Source organism: Shimia fortis, assembly GCF_040225985.1.
GTDB lineage: Bacteria > Pseudomonadota > Alphaproteobacteria > Rhodobacterales > Rhodobacteraceae > Shimia.
This window is the reverse complement of the sequence record NZ_JBBPEU010000016.1, coordinates 18,485-45,095: the sequence shown is the minus strand read 5'-3', so window position 1 is coordinate 45,095 and position 26,611 is coordinate 18,485. Positions and strand designations below refer to the sequence as shown.

22 protein-coding genes are annotated in these 26,611 nt (G+C 61.6%); 20 read left to right on the top strand and 2 right to left on the bottom strand.

What is annotated here, in order from left to right; genetic code table 11:
• Window positions 1-107: 107 nt before the first annotated feature.
• The gene (gabT, locus tag WNE31_RS17425; protein WP_349981228.1) at window positions 108-1,412 is read right to left on the bottom strand and encodes a 4-aminobutyrate--2-oxoglutarate transaminase; all 1,305 of its coding nucleotides are present in this window, start codon (window positions 1,410-1,412) and stop codon (window positions 108-110) included.
• 133 nt (window positions 1,413-1,545) lie between these two features.
• Here gabT and WNE31_RS17420 point away from each other — a divergent pair, with 133 nt between their 5' ends.
• The 18 genes from WNE31_RS17420 (at window position 1,546) to WNE31_RS17335 (ending at window position 22,499) form a co-directional block, all read left to right on the top strand.
• On the top strand, window positions 1,546-2,127 hold the full coding sequence (locus WNE31_RS17420; RefSeq protein ID WP_349981227.1) for a cupin domain-containing protein: 582 nt from the start codon (window positions 1,546-1,548) through the stop codon (window positions 2,125-2,127).
• A 46-nt stretch (window positions 2,128-2,173) separates the two neighbouring features.
• Window positions 2,174-3,283: a CaiB/BaiF CoA transferase family protein gene (locus tag WNE31_RS17415; RefSeq protein ID WP_349981226.1), complete on the top strand. Its 1,110-nt coding sequence runs from the start codon at window positions 2,174-2,176 to the stop codon at window positions 3,281-3,283.
• A gap of 226 nt (window positions 3,284-3,509) precedes the next feature.
• Window positions 3,510-4,193: a zinc uptake protein ZrgA gene (gene zrgA, locus WNE31_RS17410; RefSeq protein ID WP_349981225.1), complete on the top strand. Its 684-nt coding sequence runs from the start codon at window positions 3,510-3,512 to the stop codon at window positions 4,191-4,193.
• Between the two features lie 6 nt (window positions 4,194-4,199).
• Window positions 4,200-4,895, top strand: coding sequence for an ABC transporter ATP-binding protein (locus tag WNE31_RS17405; RefSeq protein WP_349981224.1), 696 nt, complete (start codon window positions 4,200-4,202; stop codon window positions 4,893-4,895).
• Window positions 4,892-6,142 carry an ABC transporter permease gene (locus tag WNE31_RS17400; RefSeq protein WP_349981223.1) on the top strand — a complete coding sequence of 417 codons (1,251 nt, stop codon included), beginning with the start codon at window positions 4,892-4,894 and terminating at the stop codon, window positions 6,140-6,142. Before WNE31_RS17405 ends, WNE31_RS17400 begins: the two co-directional genes overlap by 4 nt.
• A gap of 303 nt (window positions 6,143-6,445) precedes the next feature.
• Window positions 6,446-9,436 (top strand): calcium-binding protein, encoded by a 2,991-nt coding sequence (locus WNE31_RS17395; protein WP_349981222.1) that lies wholly within the window; start codon window positions 6,446-6,448, stop codon window positions 9,434-9,436.
• Between the two features lie 134 nt (window positions 9,437-9,570).
• Window positions 9,571-10,818, top strand: coding sequence for a polysaccharide pyruvyl transferase family protein (locus WNE31_RS17390; protein ID WP_349981221.1), 1,248 nt, complete (start codon window positions 9,571-9,573; stop codon window positions 10,816-10,818).
• Window positions 10,781-12,061 (top strand): oligosaccharide flippase family protein, encoded by a 1,281-nt coding sequence (locus tag WNE31_RS17385; RefSeq protein ID WP_349981220.1) that lies wholly within the window; start codon window positions 10,781-10,783, stop codon window positions 12,059-12,061. Before WNE31_RS17390 ends, WNE31_RS17385 begins: the two co-directional genes overlap by 38 nt.
• On the top strand, window positions 12,058-13,317 hold the full coding sequence (locus WNE31_RS17380) for a Coenzyme F420 hydrogenase/dehydrogenase, beta subunit C-terminal domain (RefSeq protein ID WP_349981219.1): 1,260 nt from the start codon (window positions 12,058-12,060) through the stop codon (window positions 13,315-13,317). Before WNE31_RS17385 ends, WNE31_RS17380 begins: the two co-directional genes overlap by 4 nt.
• Window positions 13,314-14,294, top strand: a complete 981-nt coding sequence (locus WNE31_RS17375) for an acyltransferase family protein (protein WP_349981218.1) — start codon at window positions 13,314-13,316, stop codon at window positions 14,292-14,294. Before WNE31_RS17380 ends, WNE31_RS17375 begins: the two co-directional genes overlap by 4 nt.
• A gap of 3 nt (window positions 14,295-14,297) precedes the next feature.
• A complete protein-coding gene (locus WNE31_RS17370; protein ID WP_349981217.1) occupies window positions 14,298-15,599 on the top strand; it encodes a hypothetical protein in 1,302 nt (433 codons plus the stop codon).
• Between the two features lie 21 nt (window positions 15,600-15,620).
• On the top strand, window positions 15,621-16,556 hold the full coding sequence (locus WNE31_RS17365) for a glycosyltransferase family 2 protein (protein WP_349981216.1): 936 nt from the start codon (window positions 15,621-15,623) through the stop codon (window positions 16,554-16,556).
• Complete coding sequence (locus tag WNE31_RS17360; RefSeq protein WP_349981215.1) at window positions 16,553-17,779, top strand: glycosyltransferase family 4 protein; 1,227 nt, start codon at window positions 16,553-16,555, stop codon at window positions 17,777-17,779. The genes WNE31_RS17365 and WNE31_RS17360 overlap by 4 nt, the downstream gene beginning before the upstream one ends.
• A 115-nt stretch (window positions 17,780-17,894) precedes the next feature.
• The gene (locus WNE31_RS17355; protein ID WP_349981214.1) at window positions 17,895-18,362 is read left to right on the top strand and encodes a UDP-N-acetylglucosamine--LPS N-acetylglucosamine transferase; all 468 of its coding nucleotides are present in this window, start codon (window positions 17,895-17,897) and stop codon (window positions 18,360-18,362) included.
• A 25-nt stretch (window positions 18,363-18,387) separates the two neighbouring features.
• Window positions 18,388-18,927: a glycosyltransferase gene (locus tag WNE31_RS17350; RefSeq protein WP_349981213.1), complete on the top strand. Its 540-nt coding sequence runs from the start codon at window positions 18,388-18,390 to the stop codon at window positions 18,925-18,927.
• Window positions 18,924-19,766, top strand: a complete 843-nt coding sequence (locus WNE31_RS17345) for a glycosyltransferase family 2 protein (RefSeq protein WP_349981212.1) — start codon at window positions 18,924-18,926, stop codon at window positions 19,764-19,766. Before WNE31_RS17350 ends, WNE31_RS17345 begins: the two co-directional genes overlap by 4 nt.
• A gap of 4 nt (window positions 19,767-19,770) precedes the next feature.
• Window positions 19,771-21,828 carry a GumC domain-containing protein gene (locus WNE31_RS17340; protein ID WP_349981211.1) on the top strand — a complete coding sequence of 686 codons (2,058 nt, stop codon included), beginning with the start codon at window positions 19,771-19,773 and terminating at the stop codon, window positions 21,826-21,828.
• 26 nt (window positions 21,829-21,854) lie between these two features.
• Complete coding sequence (locus WNE31_RS17335; protein WP_349981210.1) at window positions 21,855-22,499, top strand: sugar transferase; 645 nt, start codon at window positions 21,855-21,857, stop codon at window positions 22,497-22,499.
• Between the two features lie 36 nt (window positions 22,500-22,535).
• Here WNE31_RS17335 and WNE31_RS17330 read toward each other — a convergent pair whose 3' ends face one another.
• Window positions 22,536-23,135: a response regulator transcription factor gene (locus WNE31_RS17330; protein ID WP_349981209.1), complete on the bottom strand. Its 600-nt coding sequence runs from the start codon at window positions 23,133-23,135 to the stop codon at window positions 22,536-22,538.
• Between the two features lie 300 nt (window positions 23,136-23,435).
• On the opposite strand from WNE31_RS17330, the gene WNE31_RS17325 reads away from it, so the two are divergent.
• A complete protein-coding gene (locus WNE31_RS17325; RefSeq protein WP_349981208.1) occupies window positions 23,436-23,918 on the top strand; it encodes a putative pterin-binding protein in 483 nt (160 codons plus the stop codon).
• Window positions 23,919-23,947: 29 nt separating this feature from the next.
• Entirely contained in the window at window positions 23,948-26,533 is a 2,586-nt protein-coding gene (locus tag WNE31_RS17320; RefSeq protein ID WP_349981207.1) for a hybrid sensor histidine kinase/response regulator, read from the top strand.
• Window positions 26,534-26,611 lie beyond the last annotated feature (78 nt).

Below are 26,611 nucleotides of genomic sequence, written 5' to 3'. Positions count from 1 at the left end.
TCATCCTCGGCAAGCTGGCTTTCAAGAAGAAACGGATCCTCCCACGTGAAAGAGGAAAGGTCGGGTTTAGATTGGGGGGCCAGATCTTTCGGCATGGCTCTGTCTCCTTATTCCGCGGCTTGCGCGGTTGCATTGATGGCGGCCTCGATCGAGGCCTCGAGAATATCAAGCGCCTCGTCGACCTGCGCCATGGGCGTGGTCAGGGGCGGCAGCAGGCGCACGGCATTTGCGCGGGTACCACAGGGCAGGATGATCAGGCCCCGCGCCTCGGCCTCGGCCACGATGGCCTGCGTCAGCGCCGGATCCGGATTGTTGGTGGTGCGATCCGTGACCAGTTCAAACGCCACCATCGCGCCAAGCCCGCGCACGTCGCCAATCGCCTCGTTGCCCTGACGGGCGGCAATGTCGGTCAAACGCGCCTTGATCTTGTCGCCGATTTCCGCCGCGCGGGCACAAAGGTCTTCATCTTCGATCACGTCCAGAACCGCGTTGGCAGCCGCAACCGCCAGCGGGTTGCCCGCATAGGTGCCGCCGATGCCGCCAACAGGGGCGGCATCGACGATATCGGCCCGACCGGTCACGGCTGAGAGCGGGAACCCGCCAGCCAGGCCCTTGGCCATGGTCACCAGATCGGCGGCCACGTCTGCATGTTCGAAGGCGAACAACGTACCGGTGCGCGCAATCCCGGCCTGCACCTCGTCGGCAATCAGGACAATGCCGTGATCGTCACAAATCTTGCGCAGTGCGCGCAGAAATTCCGGTGGTGCGATGTTGAAACCACCCTCGCCCTGCACGGGCTCAATGATGATGGCTGCCACACGCTCGGGGTCGATAGACGAGCGCAGCATGTTATCCAGCACGTTCAGGCTGTCTTGGACCGACACACCGTGAAAAGCATTCGGGAAGGGCGCGTGCAGCACCTCGGGTGGCATCGCACCAAAGGCTTTCTTATAGGGGTTCACCTTACCGCAGAGCGCCATACCCATCAGGGTGCGACCATGAAAGGCCCCACTGAACGCGATCACGCCCGACCGCCCGGTATAGGCGCGCGCCATTTTCACGGCGTTTTCCACCGCCTCGGCACCAGTGGTCACCAGCATGGTTTTCTTGGCAAAATCACCAGGCGTCGCGGCGTTCAGACGCTCGGCCAGTGCGATATAGCTTTCGTATGGGGCTACGTGAAAACAGGTATGGGTAAACGCTTCGGCCTGCGCCGCGACCGCCGCCATGACCTTGGGGTGACGGTGACCGGTGTTGTTCACCGCGATCCCGGCGGCAAAATCGATAAAACGTTTGCCATCGGCATCCCACAATTCAGCATTTTCGGCGCGGGCCGCATAGATGCCGCGGGTTGCAACACCCGAGGCGATGGCCGCCTCGCGACGCGATTTGAGTTCTTCAGTCACAGTCATGGACGACTCTCCTGTGTTCGTGCTTTGATTCTTGAAACCATATTGCTCATTATTTTGAACATTGCTAGGAATAATTTGCGCAACATCGCAAGATTCGCGTAATCTGAGGGAAATCACTACAGGAATCCCATGAATGACCGATGATTTTGATGTAGGCGGGCGCCTCAAGGCGCTCCGAACGCAATACGGCCTGTCTCAACGACAGCTGGCCGAGGCCGCCGGGGTACCGCACGGGCAGATTTCCATGATCGAAACCAACCGCAGCAGCCCATCCGTCGCCTCTTTGCGCAAAATTCTGGGCGGATTTGGCATCAGCATGTCAGAGTTTTTTGAACCCGAATCTGTGACCAATGCCCAGCCTTTCTTTACCCCGTCGGAAATGCGCGACCTGACCTCGCTGCTGTATCAGGGCGATGACCGCGCGCAGGAAAAGATCACCATCAAGCAGGTGGGCGATGCCAAGGCCCACGGGCTGCAGGTCCTGCACGAACGTTACGAAGCCGGCGCAGATACCGGCGATGCTATGATCGAACACGAGGCCAGCGAGGGCGGGATCGTGATCTCGGGCGAGATCGAGGTCACCGTGGGCGCAGAAGTGCGCGTTCTCAAGGCCGGAGACGCCTACCTGTTCAACAGCCGCGAACCCCACCGCTTCCGCAACATCTCGGATCGTCCGGCCGAAGTCATCTCGGCCTGCACCCCGCCCTACCTGTAACCCCCCTCCCCACGGCCCCTGCGGCCATCATCGAAGGAAACGCGACATGTCCCCCCTTGAAGGTTTGAAAGTGGTCGAGCTGGCCCGCATTCTGGCTGGTCCCTGGATTGGGCAATCCCTGGCCGACCTTGGCGCCGAAGTCACGAAGGTCGAGGCCGAGAGCGGGGATGATACGCGCGGCTGGGGCCCGCCCTTTATCGAACGCGACGGCGACCGGACCGCGGCCTATTACTATGGAGCGAACCGGGGCAAAACGGCCGTGGTCGCCGATTTCCGCACACCCGAAGGGCAGGCATACGTGCGCAGCCTTGTGGCCGATGCCGATATCCTTATCGAGAACTTCAAGGTGGGCGGACTTGACAAGTACGGGCTGGATTATGACAGCCTGAAAGAGGTGAACCCGCGCCTGATCTATTGCTCGATCACCGGCTTTGGACAGGACGGCCCTTATGCCAAGCGCGCCGGCTATGATTTCCTGATCCAGGGGCTGTCCGGGCTGATGTCTATCACCGGCGAGCCCGACCGGCAGCCCCAGAAGGTGGGTGTGGCCGTGACCGATGTGGTCACGGGGCTCTATGGAACGATTGGCATTCTGGCAGCTGTCGAGCAACGCCACCGCACAGGGCGCGGGCAGCATATCGACATGTCCCTCTTGGATTGTGCCACGGCCCTCCTGGCCAATCAGGCGATGAACTTTCTTGCCACGGGTCAAAGCCCGATGCGCAAAGGCAATGACCACCCGAATATCTCGCCCTATCAGGTTCTGCCAACGGCGGACGGGCATATCATTCTGGCGGTTGGCAATGACGGCCAGTTCCAACGGTTCTGCGGTGTGATCGACCGGCCCGACCTAGCGGAAAACCCCGACTATGCTACGAATGGCCTGCGGGTCGCCAACCGCGAGGCGCTGACGGCCGAATTGGAAGCCGCGCTTGCGGGGTGGCCATCGGCAGAGATCCTGACGGCATTGGAACAGGCCACCGTTCCGGCAGGCCCGATCAATTCCATTGGACAGGCTTTTGAAGACCCGCAAATCAAGGCGCGCGGCATGGTGATTGCCCCGGAGGGCGTCAAAGGGGTGCGCGGGCCGTGGAAATTCTCGGACGCAGACCTGGTTCTGGACCGCTCGGCCCCGATCCTGCCGAAGTCGGAATAAAAGACTGCATATCGCGGATTGAAGCGGTCGCCGTGTTGGCGGCCGCTTTTTGGTTTCAAGTGCCCTGCATTCTATATGCATTTACTACGCAAAACCTTTCAAGCACACCAATTTGTTGGAAATGCCCTCTTGGTTAGACTTGAACGGTATGTAATATCATAACACAAACACACAAACGCCATACGGAATGCACCGCTTTAACCAAATCAGTACAGACAGGTTGTCCATGAAACAAACTCTTTCGATCCTCGCCCTTCTTGCCGCAGCCCCTGCCCTGGCCGAGAGCACACGTCAACTTGACGCCCATGAACACGGGGTCGGCGCGCTGAACATCGCGATCGACAACACCACGGTGGCCATGGAGTTGAAGGCTCCGGGTGCGGATATTGTCGGGTTCGAATACGCCGCCAAGAGCGAAAAAGACCGCGCGGCTGTCAAAGCCGCATTAAAAACGCTTGAGGCACCTTTGGCCCTCTTCAAACTGCCCGAGGCCGCAGGCTGTGCTGTGACCATGGCCAAGGCTGAACTAGAAACCGAAGACGGCCATGAAGGGCATGATCACGACGACCATGGGCATGATGATCATGACAAAGAACATCATGACGAACACGCCCATGATGACCACGACACGGAACATCATGATGAGCACGCACATGATGAACACGACACGGAACACCACGACGAACACGCCCATGACGATCACGAACACGGCGAAATGGCGTCACATACCGAGTTTCACGCGGAATATATGTTGACCTGTGACAATCCCGATGCTCTGAACAGCGTCACATTCGCCTATTTCGAAACCTTCCCGAACGCCAAAGAGGTCGAGGTAAAAATGATCACGGCAAACGGCGCCATAGCCTTTGAAGTCGAACGCGACGCCCCTGTTCTGGATCTCGGACGCTAATCCTGCATGGTTGGCGCGGTTCTCAGTCTTGCGGATCTCGCATACCAATGGCCAGGGCGGTCCGGATTTTCCCTGACCGTTCCGGAGCTGAGCCTCGCCGAAGGGGAAACCGTGCTCTTGCTGGGCGAGAGCGGATCGGGCAAGTCCACGTTGCTATCGCTGATTTGCGGCACCATTCTGCCAGACCGGGGCAAGGTGCAGGTCGCAGATACGGATCTGTCCCACCTGTCAGGGGGCGCGCGCGACAGGTTCCGCGCCGAAAAGATCGGCGTGATCTTCCAGCAGTTCAACCTTCTGCCCTTTGGCACTGTGCTGGACAACATCCTCTTGCCGCTGCGGTTTGCGCCCGAGCGCCGCAAACATGTGGGCAACGCAAGCGCGGAAGCGGCGCGGCTGTGCCGCGCGCTGGGGCTGCCCGAGGGCGTTTTGCGGGCCAAGGCACACGCGCTCAGCGTGGGTCAACAACAGCGGGTTGCCGTAGCCCGCGCCCTGATCGGGCACCCGCCGCTGATCATTGCCGACGAACCCACCTCGGCCCTTGATGCCGACAGCCAGGTGGCCTTCCTTGACGTGCTTTTTTCGCAGGCGGCGGAACATGCGACCGCGCTTTTGATGGTCAGCCATGACCCCCGGCTGGGCGAAAGGTTTGACCGGGTGATCCGCATGGAAGAGATCGCAGAGATCAAAAGGGCCGCAGCATGATTTTCCGGCTTGCCATTGCATCGCTGTTTGCGCGGGTTCTGACCGTCGGGATGACCATTCTGGCCATTGCGCTTTCGGTAGCCCTATTTCTGGGGGTTGAAAAGGTCCGTACCGGTGCCAAGACCAGTTTTGCCGACACCATTTCCGGCACCGACCTGATTGTCGGGGCACGGTCGGGGTCGGTGCAGTTGCTGCTTTATTCGGTGTTCCGGATCGGCAACGCGGTGAACAACGTTACATGGCAGAGCTATCAGGATATCGCCACGCGCCCCGAGGTCGAATGGATCGTGCCCATTTCGCTTGGCGACAGTCACCACCAATTCCGCGTAATGGGCACCAGCGCGGCGTTTTTCGAGCACTACAAGTACCGGCAAGATCGGTCGCTTGCCTTTGCCGACGGAGAGATCATGTCGGACCTGTTCGATGCCGTTATCGGCGCGGATGTTGCCGTCACGCTGGGCTATGCTCTGGACGATCCGATCATCGTTGCGCATGGCATGGCCTCGTTCAGCAAACACGACGATTACCCGTTTCGCATCTCGGGCATTCTGGAAAAGACCGGCACGCCGGTCGACCGTACGGTAATCGTCAGCATGGAGGCGATCGAGGCGATTCATGTCGACTGGCAAAGCGGTGCACTGGTGCCCGGTCAATCCACCCCGGTCGAGGTCGTGCGCGGCATGGACCTGACCCCAAAGGCAGTGACCGCGGCCCTTGTCGGAGTGAAAAGCCCGATCCAGACTTTTGGCCTACAACGCGCGATCAACACTTATCCCGAGGAACCTTTGCAGGCCATTCTGCCAGGCGTCGCGCTTCAGGAATTGTGGGGTATCGTTGGCGTGGCCGAAACCGCGCTTCTGGCGGTCTCGGGCATGGTTGTCGTCACCGCGCTTATCGGAATGATGGCCACAATTTTCTCGAGCCTCAACGAACGCCGCCGCGAAATGGCCATTTACCGTGCCATGGGCGCGCGCCCGGTGACCATCCTCGGGATGTTGGTGTTCGAGGCGATGGTCATGGCGACCGCAGGGGCGCTCTTGGGGCTGGCCCTGCTTTATCTCGGGCTGATCATTGCACAGCCTGTCGTTGACAGCATCTTTGGCCTTTGGCTGCCGATCGAGCCCCCCACCCTACGCGAACTCTGGGTCGTTGGCGCGGTGGTCTGCGCAGGGGCGTTTGTCAGCCTCGTACCCGCGCTTCGTGCCTACGGGATCTCGGTTGCCGATGGCATGATGGTCAAGATGTAGGCTGGCACAACGCCCGATACACCCTTTTCAAAGCACGCGTCTTTGGCTGTCAAACTGCGGGCGGATACCCGTCCGGCATCCTTTCGGTGTTCTATTGATGTGATGAGACACGCTTTGCCCAAAAACGGATAAGCACGCCAACCATTTTGTCGATGGCCACCCCCTCATTTTAACGGTGACCTCTACTTTTGCGCCCGCGCGTCGCCCAAGGTGCGGATCTAGGATGGCGAAGCGTATGTGAAATCCGCCGTACCTTTGCCATCTTCAGGTAGAGGATGGCCTGTTCCAAAGGCGAACCTGAAGATGGAGAACCTCCTGCAAGACGCCGACGAGCGTCTGACTTTTGACCAGTACACCGTGTCTGAATACTGGACCGAAGACACGGATGAAGATGGCCTTCCCCGACTTTCGACAATGGTCGAAACGGTCGCGGGGCTCCCGTATGAGCTGGAATTCAACCTTGCCGCCAACCTGTCAGCAAATGTCGACACGGTGACGGTCGAGGTATACTGGGCTGGCGAAACGGTTGGGGCTTTCACCCACGCGGGTGGCGTTTTTGAAGCCTACAGTTTCGCGCTGACCGGCCTTGGTGGCAGCGCCGAGTTGTCGTTCCGGATCACCGGTGCCTCGGACGGAGCTACTGGCGGGATCGATGCCTCGGGCGTCATTCCGTCCTATGACAAAACCATGCGGTTCATGGGCGAGGACGTCACCGTCGAGGCCTTTGCCGCCGGGCAGAGCTTTGTTTACCAGGTGTTGAACGGGCAACTGGTTAAATTCGACCTGGACACCAACAGCTATACACAGGCCGAGAATGCCGCTGCAGTGAACGTCAACGCCATCGGGTATTCTATCGAGGACGACCTGATCTACGGCCTTGCGCGCTCAACTGGGGTGGACGCCACGGGGCGTACCATTTCCCAGAATGATGTGATTGCCATGGATGCGCGAGGCGCGACCTACTTGGTCTCAGGGGGCCTTGCGGGGTCGTATATCGGGGATATGGACGATCGCGGCAACCTGTGGACCTTCAGCGGCGACCTACGCACCGCCATCATCTATGACATCTCGGAAACAGGTGCGGACGGCACCCCGAACGTCACGCAACTGGCCCTTCCTGCGGCAGGTGTGGCAACCCGCGGGCTTGCAGATCTGTCCTATCACCCGCCTTCGCAAACCTTTTTCGGTGTCGGGCATTCCGGCACCGCCGGGGAACCCGGCGCGCTGGTATCGATCGACGTGTCCGAAGTCGCGCTTGGCGGACAGCCCATTGTCACCCACCAGTCGATCATCGGCACCATCGTCGACGGCGAAACCCGCGACGGAATCCCGTCCAGCGCCTTTGGGGCGACCATGGTGGACGGGGATGGCAACGTCTATGTCGGCGCAAACAACGCAGATCATGACCTCGACGCGACCACGCCGAACTCGGGCGGCTTTTACCGGATCGTCACCGATGCGAGTGGCGACTATTTCATGGAACTGCTCGCGGATTCCCCAAGCGTTTCCAGCAATGACGGGGCCATGGACGTGCGTGGCGTTGATCCGTTCCTTGGGATCGACAGCACCTCGACCGTGCTGCTGCGCGCGCCCAGCTTTTCAGTCGCGATTGCGGAAGATGACGAAATCACGCTGGCTGCCAAAGGGGATTCTGTCGTCATCGACCTACTTGCAAATGACAGCGTCAGCGACGGCGAGACCCTGACCCTCACCGAGATCAATGGCGAGACCGTGTCCGTCGGAATGACCGTTGTTCTTCAGAACGGCGAAAGCGCGCAATACCTTGGCAACGGGTTGATAGAAATCACCCCCGAGGCCCATGCACGCGATGTGACTGCCAGCCTGACCTACACGGTGCGCAATGACAGCAGCATCACCGATGCCGCCACACTCACGGTCACCACATCGCCGGTCCAAGGCACTGTCGAACGGGATCAGATGGTCGGGTTCACCGATGCGGATGGCACAGCCATCGACGGGACCGACGGTCTGAGCGATGTCATCTTGGGCTATGGGGGAGATGACAAGATCTTTGCAGGCGCGGGCGATGACGACGTCTATGGCGGTGCGGGCAACGATTTTGTCCGCAGCGAGGCCGGAGATGATCTGATCCAAGGCGAGGACGGCAATGATGTGCTGGACGGTGGCACCGGCGCGGACACCATGATCGGCGGCGCTGGAAACGATATCTACTTCGTGGACGATGCCGGCGATGTTGTTTCGGAAACCGGCGGAGATGGCATCGACAGGGTTTCCTCCCGGATCGACTATACGCTGGGCGACGGGTTGGAAAACCTCTGGCTCATCTATGGGGCCACATCCGTGGCGGGCACTGGCAACGCCCTGCGCAACATGATCGTAGGCAATGCCAACAACAATGTGCTGCGAGGGCTGGATGGGAACGACAACCTGATCGGCGGCGGTGGCAACGATACGCTGTTCGGAGGGGCGGACCACGACAAGTTGCATGGCGGAGCCGGCGCAGACGAACTCTCCGGTGGCGATGGCAACGACAAGCTGCATGGCGGCTCGGGCAACGACACCGTCCTCGGGGGCAATGGCAACGACACGCTGTGTCCCGGCTTGGGCGACGATCTGCTGATCGGCGGGGCCGGCAATGATTTTCTATCGGGCAATGCCGGGGCCGACACCGTCTATGGGGGCGCAGGCAATGACAGATACATTGTCATTGATACCCTTGATACGATTGTTGAATACGCGGACGAAGGTCACGACGTCGTGCACGCCTGGGCGGATGTGACGCTGTCGGATCATGTCGAGGACATCGTTTTTCTGGGAAATGCCGACATTGGCGGGGGCGGCAACGACCTCGACAATCGCGTGATCGGCAATGCGGGTAACAACGCTCTTTCGGGGGGGGCTGGCGATGATCACCTTAATGGCCGCACCGGTGATGACACGATTGCGGGGGGCGCAGGGCAGGACGCTCTCTATGCAGGGTCGGGCAATGACCTGCTCTCGGGCGGTGTGGGGGATGATACCCTTGCGGGCGGGGATGGAAATGACCTTCTCGATGGTGGATCGGGGAATGACCGCCTGTATGGGGATGACGGGCAGGATGTCTTCGTGTTCCGCGCGGGAGACGGTGCCGACACCCTGCGTGCGTTTTCGGTCGCAGAAGACACGCTGCGGTTTGAAGGACTGGCGCAGGATGACATCGCGTTCACGGCAGCCCAAAGTGGCACAATCCTGTCCTATGGCACCGGTGACAGCCTGATGTTGTTGAGGGTGAGCGTCGAGGATGTGGCGCTTGCCAACTTTGAATTTGTATAAGCCCATCAGAAACGCTAGCCTCCTATCCAAAAGTATAGGGGGCTTACCCCCATAGAGATTTGCGTTGGCCCGTTGCGCAAATGACGTGAAAGGCGCGGTTTCGTATCCATAGAGCAGTCCAACGGAGGTCTGCCATGATTACGCTTCTCAACGCCGCACCTGATACCGGAAACCAAGGGGTCAGCGCCCTTTGCCATTCGGTCGTGGCCGGTCTCACCACTCGTGGTGCGGATCATGTCACCGTGGCGGACCACGGACGTGGACGGCGTCAGGCGGATTGGAACTATGCAAAGGTCGATCTTGTCGGCCTGACCCACAATCGCCGGTTTTGGCGCGGCGACAGTCTGCGCACCGCGCACAAGATGCTGGCCGTGCGCGGGGGCCACAGCGCCCCGGCCCGTGCGGTTCTGAGATCGCGCGTAGTGATGGACATTTCGGGCGGCGACAGCTTCACAGATATCTACGGCCCCAAGCGGTTCGAGGCGATGATCCTGACCAAACGCATGGCGCTGGACGCGGGCGTGCCACTCATCCTGCTGCCCCAGAAACTGGGCCCATTTGAGTGCCCCATTCGCAAGGCACAGGCGGTGGACATCCTGCGCCGCGCCAGCGGTGTCTGGGTACGCGATGCCCTGAGCCACCGTTTCCTGCAAGACGAACTGGGCCCGCATTTCGACGAGGCCAAGCATAGGCTTGGCGTCGATGTGGCCGTTTCGCTGCCGGAAAAAGCACCAAGCGTACTGGATGGCGACATCCGACAATGGCTGTTGGCCAACCGGTCCTTTCCCCTGATCGGGTTGAACGTCTCGGGGTTGTTGTGCAACGCGCCTGACGAGATGAAAACCCGTTTCGGGCTTGCCGCATCGCATCGCGACCAGATCGAGGCGATGGCGCGCAGCCTTTTGAAATCAGACCCACGTGCGCGGATCCTGCTGATCCCGCATGTCCACAGACCGGACGGCGACGCGGAAAGCGATGTTTCTGCCGCGCGCGATCTGGTGCGGCGGCTTGGCGCGGCGGGGGAGCGCCGGGTCGCCGTTCTGGACGGGCAGCCCGACGCAATGGAGCTGAAATGGGTGCTGGCGCGGCTTGACTGGTTCGCAGGCGCACGGATGCATGCCACGATCGGGGCGTTTTCCTCGGGTGTGCCAACGCTTGGCCTTGGCTATACAGACAAGGCCAAGGGCGTCTTTGACGAATGCGGGATCGGAGACGAGGTGGCCGACCTGCGCCGGCTTGACGCCCGCACGCTGGCGATGCGGGCGGTAGCCTCGTTCGACGATCGCGCCAGAACCCGCGCAGACCTGCAAAACCGCCTCAAATCCATCCGCGCGCGTGCCGCACATGAGATGGATTGCATCGCCGCCCAAGCGGGCTGCTGATCTGATGGCGGGTTTCAAAACATCCGGACGGGCGCTGGCCTGGGGCGTGCCGATCCTGGCCGAAGCTGCGGCACTTGGCCGGTCCATCGCGCTGGCCTGGACTATTGGCGCAGGCGCGCTTGGGCAGGCCATGATGCTGGCCCTGGTTCTCCGGTTGATCGAAATGACGAGCGATCTCGGTGTGGAACGACTGATCGTGCAAGCCCCTGAAGGCGCCACGCGGCGGCTTCAGGCGGGTCTTCAGGGTGTCGCCCTGATCCGTGGCACGATCATGTCTCTTGTCCTTCTCGCCTTGTCGCCCGTTCTGGCATGGGCCTTTGTCGACGGCCCCAGCGTCGCGGCCTATGCCAGCCTTTCCATCGTGCCCCTGCTTGGCGGGTTCATGCACCTCGACTATCGCCGTGCCGAACGCCGGTTTGCCTATCGCCAGATGGCCGTGGTTGAAGGCGGGGCCACGCTGATGGCCTTTGTGGCGCTGATCCCTGCAATCTGGGTTTTTGCAGATTACCGCGTCATGGCCGCCGTTTTGATCTGCCACGCGGTGGCGCGGGTTGCGCTGTCTCATATGGTGGCGACACGGCGCTATCGCCTGCTGTTCAGTACGGACGTGATGCTGCGCTGCTGGCGCTTTGGCGCGCCGTTGATTGTCAACGCGGCCTTGTTGTTTCTTGTGTTTTATGCAGACCGCCTGATCGTGGCCCGGGGCTATGGCTGGGCCACGCTTGCCCTTTATGGCGTGGTACTGCAACTGGCACTTCTGCCAGCCCAGATCGTCGGACGTGCGGCGGGATCGCTGGTCTTGCCAAGCCTGCGCGAGACCCTTGGTACAGGCGCCTTCCAAGCGGTGTGGCAGCGCATCCTGACGCGCCACGCCATCCTTGCTGCGGCGCTGGTGCTTGCCTTCACCGCTTTGGCCCCTGTCCTGATCGCACTGGTTTATGGTCCTGAATTCCGACCTGAAGCCGGGCTGGCGCTTGCCGTGGCCGTGGCCGCCGGATTTCGCATCCTGCGCACCCCCTACTCCCAACTGGCTGTGGCCATGGGACGGACTGCCGACCCTGCACGTGCCAACCTGCTGCGGGTGCTGGCCCTGCCGCTGGCCGCATTTTGCGCTGCAACAGGTGGCCCACTCACCCTGATCGCCGTGGCCGCAGCCGTGGGCGAAGTCGCGGCCACGCTGCGGGCCGTGCAACTGGCTGGCGGCCACAGTTCGAACACGTCCCAAAAGGAGATGCCGGCATGAGATCTGACCCCATTACCTCGATTGTTCAAAAGAACCTGTGCACGGGCTGTGGTGGTTGTGCCGGGCAGTTTCCCGATTTCATCCGCATGGTCGATGATCCCGAAAACGGGCGGCGTCCGGTCGTGGCCCAAACGCCCGAGGGCCACAAGGCGGCAAAGGTGGCCCTGGAGGGATGCGCGGGAGCTGCGACCGACTGGTCCAAGCTTGCGCTGATCGACGACATCGACCGGATGTGGGGCCCTGTGCTGAAAACCTGGGAAGGCTGGGCGCAAGACACCGAAATCCGGCATCGCGGGTCCTCGGGCGGGGCTGTCACCGGTCTGGCCGCCTATGCCCTCGACACCGGTTTTGCGGCAGGCGTGGCCCATATCGCTGCGCGCACGGAGGATCCGCGCCTGAATGAGGCCGTCATCAGCCGCGATCACGCCGGCCTCTTGCGAGGGGCCGGGTCGCGTTATGCGCAGGCCAGTCCGCTTGAAGCCATTCCCGAGATCAAGTCCGGCGATGCGCCAATCGTTTTCATCGGCAAACCTTGTGACGTGGCCTCGCTTAACAAGGCGATGCGCCATGATGCGCAACTGGCGGCGAATATCAGCCTGACGATCGCGATCTTCTGCGCGGGGGCGCCGAACCTGAACGCCACGGAACAATTGTTGGACACGCTGGAGGTGCCGAAAACAGCTAAGGTGACCGACCTGCGCTATCGCGGTAATGGTTGGCCGGGTCTGATGCAGGCGCGCTTCCAAACACCGGACGGAACCGAAACAGACAGTAAGGGCATTCCCTATGGCGAGGGGTGGGGGCGCATTCTGCAAGCTCATCGTCGCTGGCGATGCCGGGTGTGCGCAGACCACACCGGCGCCTTCGCCGATATCTCGGTCGGAGACCCGTGGCATGCGCCGCCCAAGGGCAACACGGATGCAGGACGGTCTCTGATCGTGGCGCGCACGGCCCGTGGCCAAGCCTTTGTCGAGGCCGCGATGCAGGGACGCGCCCTTGTCGCCATCGCGCGGGACCGGGATGTCATCGCGCGCGCGCAACCCAACCTTGTTGCAACCGGCGGCGCGATCTGGGGGCGGCGCGTGGCCATGCGCGCGCTTGGCCTTGCGGCCCCGCAGGACACCGGCCTGAAGCTATTGCCGCTGTGGATGACCCTGCCCGCCAAGCAGAAAATGCAATCGGTCTTGGGCACCTGGAAACGCGTGCTCCGGGATCGCCTTTGGCGCCGTGTCCGCATTGCGGATCGGGTCCAATGACGCTGGCAGAGGCCCTGTTGTCGGGGCGCAGCCGCAACTTCGACCTGCTGCGGCTGGGCCTCGCCACCGCCGTAATCGTCAGCCATGCCTGGCCCCTGGCGCTGGGGGCGGGCACGCCAGAGCCGCTGCACACACTCACGGGACGCTCGCTTGGCGGCTGGGCCGTCGGGGGCTTCTTTTTTCTGTCCGGTCTTCTGATCACCGCCAGCGCCGAGCGCCGCCCTGCGCGCCGTTTCTGGACAGCGCGCGCGCGGCGCATTCTGCCCGGGCTGGGGGCGGCCGTGCTGGTCACCCTGGCACTGGCTGTTGCCAGCGGCGCAACCGCCGATGCCCGCGAGAGCCTGATTTGGGGACTTCGGGCCGTGACGCTGGTCTCGATCGAACACCGGCTGACCGGCGCCTTTGCCACCAACCCGTTCCCCGAAATCGTGAACGGCCCGCTTTGGAGCCTGTTTCACGAGGTGGCCGCCTATGCCGTTTGCGCCGGGTTCGTCGCCGTGGGGGGCGCGCGCAACGCGTCGGCGGTCTTCGGCCTTCTGGGGATCGCGAGCCTGGCGGCGATTTTTCACGATCACCTGCCCGCTCGTCTGGCCAGCTTTGCCCCGCTGTTTGCAGCCTTCGCCTGTGGGATGGCCGCGCATAAGTTCCGAGACCACCTCCCCCTCCGGCCCGCCCTGTTTGTCGCAATTGCCGTGACTGTTTGGGTGCTGGGCGGCTGGTCGGTTGCGATGGGGACCATGGGCCTTGCACTGGTCATGTTGGTTCTCCGCCTGCCTGAGATGCCGCTGACACAAGACGTGTCCTTTGGCATGTATATCTATGGCTGGCCTGTCGCCCAGATGCTGGTCTTTCTGCTGCCGGGCGTCGCCCCCTTGCCGCTTGCGTTGCTCAGTGTTTTGGCCACCTATCCTTTCGCCGTCCTCAGTTGGCGCTTTATTGAACGTCCGGCCCTGATCGCCCGACCGGCAGAGGTCTGAAACATGGCCGTCGCCGTCCCTCGCAGTCGCACCATCATCGGTGTCCCCGTCGCCGTCGCGCTGTTCCTGTTTGCGATGATGCTGCCGACCCCGGTCTCTCTCAATCTGGGGGGCATGCGACTTTCGGCCTATCGCGTGGTGCTGCTGATCCTGTTCCTGCCGATGCTGTTCCAACTGCTGTCTGGGCGGCGCGGGCAGGTGCATCTGTTTGATGTCCTGCTTCTCGCACATTGTGCCTGGGCGCTGCTGGCGCTGATCAAATGGGGCGGGCTGATCCAGGGGCTCGAGTCGGGCGGCATCTACGTGGTCGAATGCGCGGGGGCCTATCTGATCGGGCGGCTTTATATCCGCTCGTACGAGGATTTTGTCGCCATGGCGCGGGCCTATGTGGGACTGGTGCTGGCCACGCTGTTGTTCACTGTCCCCGAGGCTTTGACCGGCATCCACATCCTGCATGACGGCATCTCCAGCCTTGTCGGCGGGCCGCGCGCCGCCTTTATCGAGCCACGCATGGGGATCGAGCGCACCTTCGGGCCGTTCGATCATCCGATCCTTTATGGCGTGTTCTGCGCTTCGTCCTTTTCACTGGCCTATTTCGTGATTGCCGAGCGCCGGCTTTCGAACCTCAAGGGCATGGCCAAGGTCATGGGCGTGGTGTTGGCGACCTTCATGTCGGCTTCGGGCGGACCTTATGTGGTGTTGATGATGCAAGGGTTCGTCGCCGGATGGGAACGCGCCTTTGGCAATATGCAAGGACGCTGGGCGGCCCTGTTTGGCCTGTTCGCGATTGTCTATCTCGGGATTGACCTTCTGTCTAACCGGACTCCGTTCCATGTCTTTGTGGAATACCTGACATTCTCGAAACAGTCCGCCTACAACCGGATCATCATTTTCGAATACGGCACCGCCGAAGTCGTCCGGCACCCGGTTTTCGGCATCGGCCTTGGTGACTGGATCCGCCCAGTCTGGATGTCCGACAGCATGGACAATTTCTGGCTTGTGACAGCGGTGCGTTACGGCCTGCCGGCCTTCTTTTTGCAGGTCGGTCTGTTGCTGGGTCTGGTTTGGACTGTGGCCCAGCGCAAGGGTCTGCCGCCCGCATGGCGGCGCGCGCGCCACGCCTGGGCCTTTACCTTGTTCGGCATCGCTGTCGCCGCCGCCACCGTACATCTGTGGAACGCCCTGTTTGTGCTGTTCTTCTTCCTGATCGGAAGCGGCGCATGGTTGCTGGATGCCAAGCCGAAACGGGCCGCGCCGGTGCGCCGGTCTGTCCCCCTTACCTACCGCCCTGCGCGGCTTTTCTGACACTCAACCCAAGGAAAGACCATGGACCTGTCCATCGTGATCGTGAACTGGAATACCCGGGACCTGTTGCAGGACTGCCTGCAGTCAATCGCCCCGACGCTGGAGACCCTGGCTATCGAGGTGCTGGTCGTTGACAACGCCTCCGAGGATGACTCGGTCGCGATGACCAAAACGGCGTTTCCATGGGTGGCGCTGATTGAAAGCGACCGCAATCTTGGGTTTGCGGGCGGCAACAATCTTGCCCTGAACCGGGCCAAGGGGCGTTACGTGATGCTGCTCAACACCGATACGCTGGTGCATGGCACGGTTCTGTGCGACGCCGTAGCCTGGATGGACCGCCACCCCGAGGTTGCGGTCATGGGCCCCCGCGTCCTGAACAAAGATGGCAGCGTTCAGGCCTCTTGCAGCGCCTTTCCCAGCCTGCGCCACCTGTCGATGCAAACCCTTGGCCTGACACGATTTGCGCGCCTTGACAGTTACCGGATGACGGGCTGGAACCGCGACACCGAACGCCGGGTCGAGGTGATCTCGGGGGCTGCGATGTTCGTGCGCAGCGCGGCCATGCACGAAGTTGGTCTGCTGGATGAAGCTTTCTTTTTCTATGGCGAGGAAACCGACTGGTGCCACCGTTTTGCACGGGCCGGATGGGAGGTGGTGTTTGCGCCCGTCCCCGAGGTCACGCATTTCGGCAACGGGTCAGTCCGCAAACTTGACCACAGGCGCGACGTGTTGATGACCGAGGGCACGACACGCTTGCATCGCAAACACGGGGGGCGGCCTGCCGCGTTGGTGTGCTTTGCCATCCTGTCCGTCCACAATATCTCGCGCGCCGTGTTGTGGACGGTGCTCGGATTGACCATGCGTCCGGGGGCCCGCGACCGCGCCCGGCATTTTGCAAAAGTGTCACGCGACTTGCCAAAGGCGTGGCCCACCCAGCCCAAGGAGGCAAAGGCATGAAAGTTCTGGTGATCGCCCCGAATATCGACGCCAAGGATGTCGGAGAAGCTTTTGTGGCCTACAAATGGGCCGCCGCCCTGTCCGAGCGCGTTGACCTGACCGTACTGGCCTTTCAGCGCGCCGGTCGCGAAGACCTGAAGACACAACTCCCCAAGGCCCGCGTCATCACCTGGCCCGAACCCGCCTGGGCGGGACGGCACGAACGGCTGAACGCGATGATGAAACCGGCCTGGCCCGCCTTTGCAAGCCATGTGCGAGACTGGATGCGCGCGGCGCTGGTCCGTGGCGAACGGTTCGACATCAGCCACCAACTAATGCCACAGGCGGCGCGGTATGCGTCCCCCCTGCGCCATTTCGATATTCCCTATGTGATCGGCCCCCTTGGCGGAGCACTCGACACGCCGGCCCCCTTCCGGGAGGAGGCCGCCAGCGCCCCGCTGTTCACCCGGCTGCGCGCGCTGGACCGGTACCGGTTCCGCCACGATCCGTGGCTGCGCAGCACCTATACTGGGGCGGCCTGCATTCTGGGCGTTGCCCCTTATGTGCAAGACGTGTTGCAGGACGTGCCCCTGCGCCGGTTCGAACCCGTGCTGGAACTTGGAATCGACAATGTCGCCCCGGTCGTGCGCCGTCAGACCAAACTCGGACGGCTGAAGGTGCTGCACGTAGGTCGCGGCGTGCGCACCAAGGGGCTGCGCGACGTGGTGCGCGCCATGGAACGGCTGCAGGATATGCCGGGCGTTACGCTGACCAGTGCGGGCGCCGGCGAAGAGATTGCCCTATGCAAGGCCGAGGCCGAGCGGCTGGGCGTCGCGGATCGTGTATCCTTTCTGGGTAAGGTGCCGCGCGAAACGGTCGAGGACCTTTATCGCACCCATGACGTGTTCTGTTTCCCGTCTTTCCGCGAACCCGCGGGCGGTGTTCTTTACGAGGCGATGCGCCATGGCCTGCCCGTGATCACGGCCAGACGAGGTGGCCCGGCCTGGATCATCGACGATCAGTCAGGCCTGCGCCTTCCCGTGACCACACCCGAGGCATATGCCGGCGATATCGCATCCGCGCTGCGCCACCTGGCCAATGACCCTTTCCTGCGTCAGCAACTTGGACAGGGGGCACGCGACAAGGTTTTGCGCGAAGGGCTTTGGCACAAGAAGGCTGAATCGCTGTTGGATCTCTATAGTTCAGTGCTGGCTGACCAAAAGAAAACTGCCCTACTACTTTAGGGTATACGCTTCCTTCCTTCGGACCGGAAAAACACCTTTTACGCATTAACATCAACACCTTAAAGCGGACTACACTCATTGTCGAAACAGGTCTCGGCAAGAGGGAAACCGCAACATGAAACGCCTCAAAAGATCCCGCCCCGTCGTTCTGGCCGTATCGTCGGCCGGAGGGCATTGGACACAAATGCAACGCCTCGCACCGGCGTTTTCCGGCGCTGACCTGCACTATGCCACCACCGACAAAACTGCGCGGGCCCATGTGGGCGCCGCGCGGCTGCATGTCTACCCTGATGCAAACAAGGATACACCGCTGCGCCTTGCCGTCTGCGCCGTGAAGCTGGCTTGGATTGTTCTCAAGGTGCGCCCCGATGTGGTCGTGTCCACGGGGGCGGCAGGCGGGTTTCTGGCGATCCGGCTGGCAAGACTGACCGGCGCTCGCACCATGTTCATCGACTCGATTGCCAATGCGCGCAAGCTCTCGATTTCGGCCAAGCTCTCGATGGGGGTTGCGGATCGAGTCCTTTCGCAATGGCCAAACGTGGCCGCGCAAACGGGAGCCGAATTCCGCGGCGCCGTGCTCTGACCCCACCCCCCAAAAGGAGACCGTCATGATCTTTGCCACTGTTGGAACGCAACTGCCTTTTGATCGCCTTCTGCTTGGTCTCGAAAGCTGGGCCCTGCGCAACCCTGAGGTGCCGGTCCTTGCCCAAAGCGGCGCGCACAAGCTGGTGTTGTCACAGGTCAAAACCGTTGACCGGCTCGGCCTGCCGGACTTTCAGGCCCAGTTCGAGGCGGCAAAACTGATCGTGGCCCATGCCGGGATGGGCACCATCCTTGCGGCGGCGGAACTTGGCAAACCTATCATCCTGATGCCCCGGCGTGCTGCCTTCAAGGAGCACCGCAACGACCACCAGATGGATACGGCCACCGAAATGGCGCGCCTGTCTAACGTAACCGTGGCCGAAGACACCGACGCGCTGCACCAGGCCTTGGACAAGGCCGTTTCGAAGGGCTTTGCCTGCGGCACCGAAGTCGCGGCCCCTGCCTCGCATGGCTGCGAGGCCCTGATCGATGAAATTCGCAATTTCGTCTGGCAAGACGCGCCAAAAACCGAACGCGGGGCACCGACGGCAAGGAGAGCGGCATGACACGCGCAACCATCCTCATTCCCGCCCATAACGAAGAGGCGGTCATCGGGCGCACCTTGATGCACCTGTCGCGGGGACTGCCGCTGAACAAGTTCCGTCTTGTCGTGATCGCCAATGCCTGTACCGACAGCACCGTCGGCAGGGCCCTTTCGGTCTTGCCCGATGTCGAGATCATCGAAACCGACACCCCTGGCAAATGCCATGCGCTGAACCTTGGGTCCCAGGTCGCGACGCGCGGGCGTCCGGTCATTTGTTTGGATGCGGATCTGGACGTCACCGCGGAATCTCTGACCGCGCTGATCGCCCCGCTTGAAGAGCAGACCGCGCAGGCGGCCTGTGGGCAGATGGACGTGCGCACGACCGGCGCCTCGGCGATGGTGCGCGCCTACTACACCGGCTGGCGCAACAACCCCTATTTCGACAGTGGCAAGTTTGGCGGGCTGGTTGCCCTGTCCGCCGAAACCGCAGACCGCCTGTTTCCCCTGCCCGCCATCACCGCCGATGACGAATTCATGCGTCGCAGCGTTGCGGCCTCGGACATTGCCTTTGTCCGTGATTGCCGCTTCACGGCGCGCGCGCCCTCGACTCTGAAAAGCCTGATCCAGGTGCGCCGCCGCAGCCTGCGTGGGGCACGCGCCCTGTCTGCGATGGGTTTGACAAGCCCGGAACAAGGCAGCGTCGGCACCGTGCTGGGCCGCGCACTTTGCAACCCGCGCCGCGCCCCGTCGATCCTGTTCTATGCTGCCGTGAACACCTGGGTGCGCCTGCAATTGCTGACCGAGAAACCCGCGTCCGATGTTCGGTGGGAACGCGATGTGACCACACGTGTGGCGGGGTAAAGACATGGTTGCCGTTGTTTCCAGCCTTGAAGAAAACGCCTTCGAGGCCGCACCCCTGCCTGCGGCGGACGAGGTCCAGCCGAACCCGCTCTCGGCGCTCAAACGTGCGTTGCGTGGGCGCTGGAAGGCGGGGGTGGCCACTGCGGCCCTGTTGGGGCCGGTTCTGGCCACGGTCGGATATGTCACCGGCGTAGAACTATATGATTCCCAGGCCATCCTGCGGGTCTATCCACAGGAAACGAACATTCTCTACACCACCGGCGAGGACTCGGTTCTCAAAACCTTTGACAGTTTCGTAAAGGCCGAAACAACCTATGTGGCCTCGCACCCGGTTATGGAACGCTCGGTGCAAATACTGGAGAATCAACGCCCCGATCTGGCCGAGGGTCTCAAGGCGTCCGACATGTCCCGATCGATTGAAATCAAACGTTCGGACAGCCTGATCGTGCTCAAAACACGCAGCAAGGATCAGGCCTTTGCCAGCCAGAAACTGGAAGCCGTCATCGCGGCCTATCTGGCCCGCAAGGCCGAGGCCGAAGAGACACGCACCTCTGTCCGCCTCGAAGAGCTGCGCGCACGCGAAACCGAACTGCAGGACCGGCTTGCGGCATTACGCTCGGATCAACTCGAAATCGGCGGAGAATTCGGGCTGAACGCACTTGCCAAGGCCCATATCGAGAAAATCGCGCAGATTGACGCGCTTTCCGCACGCAAGTCCGAGGTTGCAGCAACCCTTGCGGCGTACGAGGCCGAGGACGGCGCATCTTCGGCGGACACGTCGGATCAGGAAATAATGCGCGCCACGCTTTTGGACCGCGCCATGGCCGACCTGAACTTTGAGCGCGCCAAGCTGATGAGCGAACTGGCCGGCCTGCGCGCCGGCTATGCCGACCAGACCAACCTGCGGTTTCAACGCAAGGTCGAGGCGAAGATTGATGAAATCAACGTGATCGAAACCGCGATGGACAACCGGCGTGAACAGATCCGTGTTCTTGGACAAACCGGCGCCCTGACCGATGTCACCGAAGGCGGTGACGATACCACCGTGGACGAGATCAAATCGCTGTACGCCAAGGTTTCGGGGCAATTGGACATCGCGCGACAGGAAGCCCGTGATCTGAACCGTCGCCGGATCGAACTGGACCGCGTCGAAACTGAAATCGACGCCGCGCAGAATCTTCTGGGCGAAACGCGCCGCGCGCTCGAGGTGATCCGCCTTGAATTTGGTCGCGCCCTGCCCGGCTATGCCGTGGTGATGTCGCCGCCGTCGCAACCGCTCGAGCCATCCGAGGACACTCGCAAGATGCGCGCTGCCGGCGGCTTGATGGCAGGCTTGTTCATCGCCTTTGCCCTGATGCTTTACAAGGCTCTGACCGAACGGCGCCTGCGGTTCGCGGAAACGCTGGTGCCGGTCGAAAACCGCCTGCCGGTACGACAAGTCACCGAAGCGGACGAAAGCGACCGTCACGCCGCTGACCTGTTGCGCAACGACCTGCAAATGCACTGTCTGCGCAAACCCCGCCTTGTCGGGGATGCGCCGGTCATCGCGATCACCAATGCGGGAGAAGCGAACAGCTCTGCCTGTGCGCGGGCGCTGGCCGAAAGCTTTGCACGCGCGCACATGCGGACCCTTCTGATAGAGGCGGATATCACATGCCCCGCGGACGAGACCGGTGGCATTGGTTGGCGCGAGTTGCTGCGCGGTGCGGGCGTCAAACCGCAAGCCTACCCGCAACAAGGCAAGCTTTGGCATGTGCCGGCCGGCGCGGATACGCAGGTCGATGACGGCACGGTGTCAGCCCAGATGGTGCGTTCGGCACTGGCACGGGCCGCCCGTTCGATCGACGTGGTGATCGTGTCTGCCGGAGCCCTTGGCAACAGCCTGTCCACCCAGTTCATCCTGTCAAATGCCGATGTGGGTGTACTTGCCCTGACCCCGGCAGATGACCGTCGCGCCGTGACCGGCCTTGTGGACCGTCTCGATAGTTTGCCCCGCAACGGCAGCATCGCTGTCGTGCACCGTGCGCATGCAACCGACCCCTGGCTGTCGGTTCAGACCTGACCCCGTTTTCCCTAGGAGTGCTGCCCATGACCATGACGACCCTTGAACCGGCGTATCCCAAGCCGACGTCGCGCAACCGGACGCCGAAACGGATTCTAGATCTGGCGATTTGCCTTGTGGCGCTGCCCGCGCTGATCCCGATCTTTGCCCTGCTGTCTGCTACGGTCGCTTTGACCTCGAAAGGGCCGGTGTTTTTCGTGCAAACGCGTGTCGGGCGCGGGGGCGAAACCTTTGAGATGTTCAAGTTCCGATCGATGTATGTAGATGCCGAGGCCCGCCGCGCCGAAGTCGCCGCGCAAAGCGACCGCGACGGACTGTGTCTGAAGGTGAAGAACGATCCGCGCATCACGCCGGTCGGGCGGTTCCTACGCCGCTGGTCGCTGGACGAGTTACCTCAAATCCTGAACGTATTGACCGGCGACATGTCTCTTGTCGGTCCGCGTCCGGCGCTGGTTTGCGAGGTAGCCCAATATCCCGATCACGCCCATGGCCGCCACAACGTGCTGCCTGGACTGACCGGGCTGTGGCAGGTCTCGGGGCGAGCCGATATCGGGTTTGACGAGATGATCGCGCTGGATCTGGAATATGTGCGCCGCGTCTCGGTCGGGACGGACGCGATGATCCTGATGCGCACCGTACGCGCCGTGGTCAGCGGTCGGGGCGCCTATTGAAGCGCCCTGCCGTCAAACAAAGGCAGGGCGGAAACCTCAGAGAAGGTTGCGTTCATGGGCGATCATCGCGGCATGAGTCCGGTTCTTTGCCTCAAGTTTGCGACAGAGAGTTTTGACATGCAGTTTGATCGTGGCTTCCTGAAGATCAAGATCGCGGGCGATCTCTTTGTTGGAGAGACCATTGCAAAGCCCGCGCAGCACTTCGGTTTCGCGCATGCTGAGGTTGCCGACAGGCGTGTCGTCCTGCTGCATGAAATTGTAGGGCGCAAAGGTTTCGCCCGCGATCATGAACCGGACCGCATTGCCCAAAGAATGCGAGGCGAGCGTTTTGGGCACGAACCCTGCCGCGCCGCGCGAAATCGCATCCTGCACGGCCGCGCGCGACATGTTACCGGACAGAATCGCCACCGGGCGCCCTTCGTTCGCGGCCTGCATTTTTGCCAGCCCCTCCAGCCCGTTCATGCCGGGCATCTTGTAGTCCAGCATGACAAGGTCAAACGCACCCTGGTCACGCACCAGATCAAGCGCCTGTTCAAGGTCAGACACGGTCTGGACCTCTGCGATCCCTTCCTGCGTCAGAAGGGTCGCGATGGCTTCGCGGACCAGATCATGGTCGTCGGCGATAAGAACACGCATGGTTACCGTACCAGTCTTTCTTGCCGGGGGTTGCAGATGCGCACCCTGTGGGCTGTGTATCATATTCATAGTCGACCCTCTGCTAAGTTTTTGCGAATGGCAATCCCGTGAGGGATGTTACGCCATAGGGTCTAGCAGGTTCCGAACGTCCGTTCGCGCGCTCTTTCCGGGGAAAATCGGCGCATCTGGCCCCCCACCTATCCTAAAGTATAGGTCGGTTCTGCTTATGCGCATGTGAAATGCGAAAATGGATATGGCACTGTCATCTCCACGCGATGATGTGCGCTTATGGAGGAACAGATGCGACACTTTTCCGGATGGATTGCCACCGCAACACTCGTTTGGGTCGGCACGATGGGTCAGGCGGCGGACGACACGATCCTGACGATTGAGCGCCCGGATGACAGTGGCGCAGCGGTTGAGTATTCGCTGGCAGAGCTCAAAGAGATGGGCGCGGTGACCTTTCAGACCACCACCCCATGGACCGAGGGCGAACAAAGTTTCACCGGCGTGCCCTTTGCAACGCTGGTCTCTGGTCTCGGGCTGGCAGACGGCACGCTGCTTGTGACTGCGGTCAATGACTATGCGGTGGAGTTTCCGGTGGGTGACGCCCTCAAAGACGGGCCCGTTATTGCCTATCTGCGCAATGGCGCCCCGATGTCCGTACGCGACAAAGGGCCGTTGTGGATTGTTTATCCTTACGATTCTAAAGCTGAATTCAGAACCGAGACCGTGTACTCTCGCAGCGTCTGGCAGCTTGACCGGATCGTCGTGAACCCCTAGGCGGTCCTGGTTTTCCGGTGGAGAGATTTTTGGACCCGATAAAAAAGACCGTTTCAAGGTTCCCCCTGCGCGGCTTGCAGGGCGCTGGCTTGCTCGCGGCAGGGCTCTCCATCGGGGTGATCGCTGCATTGATTTTCCTTGTTGCGGGGACCCTGCGTCAGGAAATCGACGAACAGGCCTCGGCCACATCGGACACCACCCATTGGTCGATGGCCCAGACCGAAGTCGATCTCAGACGGTTACATGTCGCGGTTCTGTCCGCATTGCTGGAAGAGACCAACAGCCCGGTCACAGAGCGCAGCAGCCTTGTCACGGTGCGCAGGCAGTTTGACATCTTCTACAGCCGGGTCGGCACCGTGGCCTATGGCCAGCAATTCGAGATCACGCGGCAACAGGAAAACACCCAAGAGGCCGTGAACGCCCTCTTGGGGTTTCTGGCCACTTACGAAACCGTGATCGACTCCGGGGACGTGACCCTCCGCCAGAACCTGCCCCAGCTTGAGGCGGACATTCGCGCCCTTGCACCGGAAGTGCGCCGTTTCTCGCTCTCGGCGATACAGGATTTCGCCTCGGCATCGGACACCCACCGTGACTCGGTCGGCGCGATGCTTTTGCGCATGGCCCTGTTGACCCTAGCCCTTGTCGCGATCTTCTTCGTCGTGGTGATGTTCCTTTTGAAACTGATCCGGCGCAGTTCACGGGCGGAAATGCGCGCCGCCGAAAGCAGCAACCACCTGCAAGAGGTCATTTCGACCTCGATCGATGCCATTCTTGCAATTGGGCGGGACGGGCGCATAATTGACTATAACGGGGCTGCCGAAGGCGTGTTCGGGTACACACGCGACGAAGCCATCGGCGCGCTGATGAGTGACCTGATCATCCCCGAGCACCTGCGCGCACCTCATGAGGCCGGCATGGCGCGCTATCGCGAATTCGGAGAACACCGGGTCGTAGGCGCCGGTCTGCTGCGACTTGAGGCACGTCGCAAGGATGGCACGGTGTTTCCGGTCGAAGTTACCATTTCGTCTGCAACGGCCAATGGTCGCGAGATTTTTGTGTCCTACCTGCGGGATATCTCAGCACGCGTCGAAGCCGAACAGGAATTGATAGAGGCGCGCGACAAGGCCGTTGCCGGAGAAAAGGCCAAGGCGGATCTGATCGCTGTCATGAGCCACGAGATGCGCACGCCGCTGAACGGTCTGATCGGCACGATGGACCTGTTTGAAAATACGCAAATCGACTCCACGCAACGCAAGTACCTGTCCGCGATGGAAACATCCGCCAAACTGCTTTTGCACCACGTCAATGGCGTGCTCAGCATGTCGCGCGCGGATGCGGGGTTGCTTGAAATCGCTCACGAGGCACTGGCGCCCGATGATTTCCTGCGCGAGTTGGTCGCAAGCCAGAAACCCGCTTTCGAGGCCAACGGCAACACCATCACCTACGATGCCAGACACGCCCCGCCGCAGATCTGGACCGATAAGGTGAAGCTCTTGCAAGTAGTCCTGAACCTTGTGGCCAATGCCAACAAGTTCACCCGCGACGGCAGCATCTCGGTCGAATGTGACCAGCTTTCGGATGGCCAGACGGTCGAGTTTCGCGTGACCGACACGGGCATCGGCATCGCCCCCGAGAACCACGATGTCGTGTTCGAGGATTTCCGCACGCTTGACACCAGCTATGGCCGCATGGCCGAGGGCAGCGGTCTTGGCCTTGGCATCTCGCGCCGCCTTGTCGAAGCGATGGGTGGCAGTATCGGTCTGGAAAGTGAACCGGATGTCGGCAGTATTTTCTGGATCAGGTTGCCGGTTGGTTCCCCGCAGTCGCGTTACCCGGAAACGCCGCATGCCCCGCGTGAGGCGTCCGAGGCGGCACAAAACATGTCTGGCCTGTCGGTGCTGTTGGTCGAGGACAATGAAATCAACCGTCTCGTCGCCGAGGACATGCTGCGCGCGCAAGGGCATAAAGTGGCCACGGCGGTCAACGGGCTTGAGGGAGTGCAACTCTCGGAAATGGAGCGGTTTGACCTGATCCTGATGGATATCAGCATGCCCGAACTTGACGGCGTGGCCGCAACCGACATGATCCGCAAAGGCACAGGCCCCAACAGGCACACCCCGATCATTGCCCTGACCGCGCACGCCCTGCCCGAGGATCAGGAACGGTTCCATACTGTCGGCATCAACGCCACCGTGGTGAAACCCCTGTCAACCGCGGCCCTGAACGCGGCCATCGCCGAACAGGTCGCGCAAGACACGACTCTGCCCCCAGCGCCGCAATACAATGTCATCGACATCATCGCGGCCACGAAAGGCCGCGCCGAGGCCCGCGCGCTTGTCGAAACCTTCATCAATGAAGTTGACGAGGTGGAGGCACGGCTTGCCGCCTTTGACCCTGCCCGCAAGGATACCAAAGGCCTTGCCAGCCTTGCGCACAAATGTGCTGGATCGGCCTCGGTTCTGGGCTGTGATACCCTTCGCACGCACCTGAACAGGCTGGAAACCGCCCTGCTTGAGACCGGCGATGTTCCCCCTGAGATTTTGCAGGGTTTTCCAAGCGTCTGGCTGAAAGAGCAGCGCCCTCTGCGCGCCCGTCTGGATCAAAGCCTTGATTAAACCGCCTGAATTCGCGACCTTGCGACCAGGGCACCATCCAAATACGACCTCGGTGCTGGACCACGATCGCAATCGCCT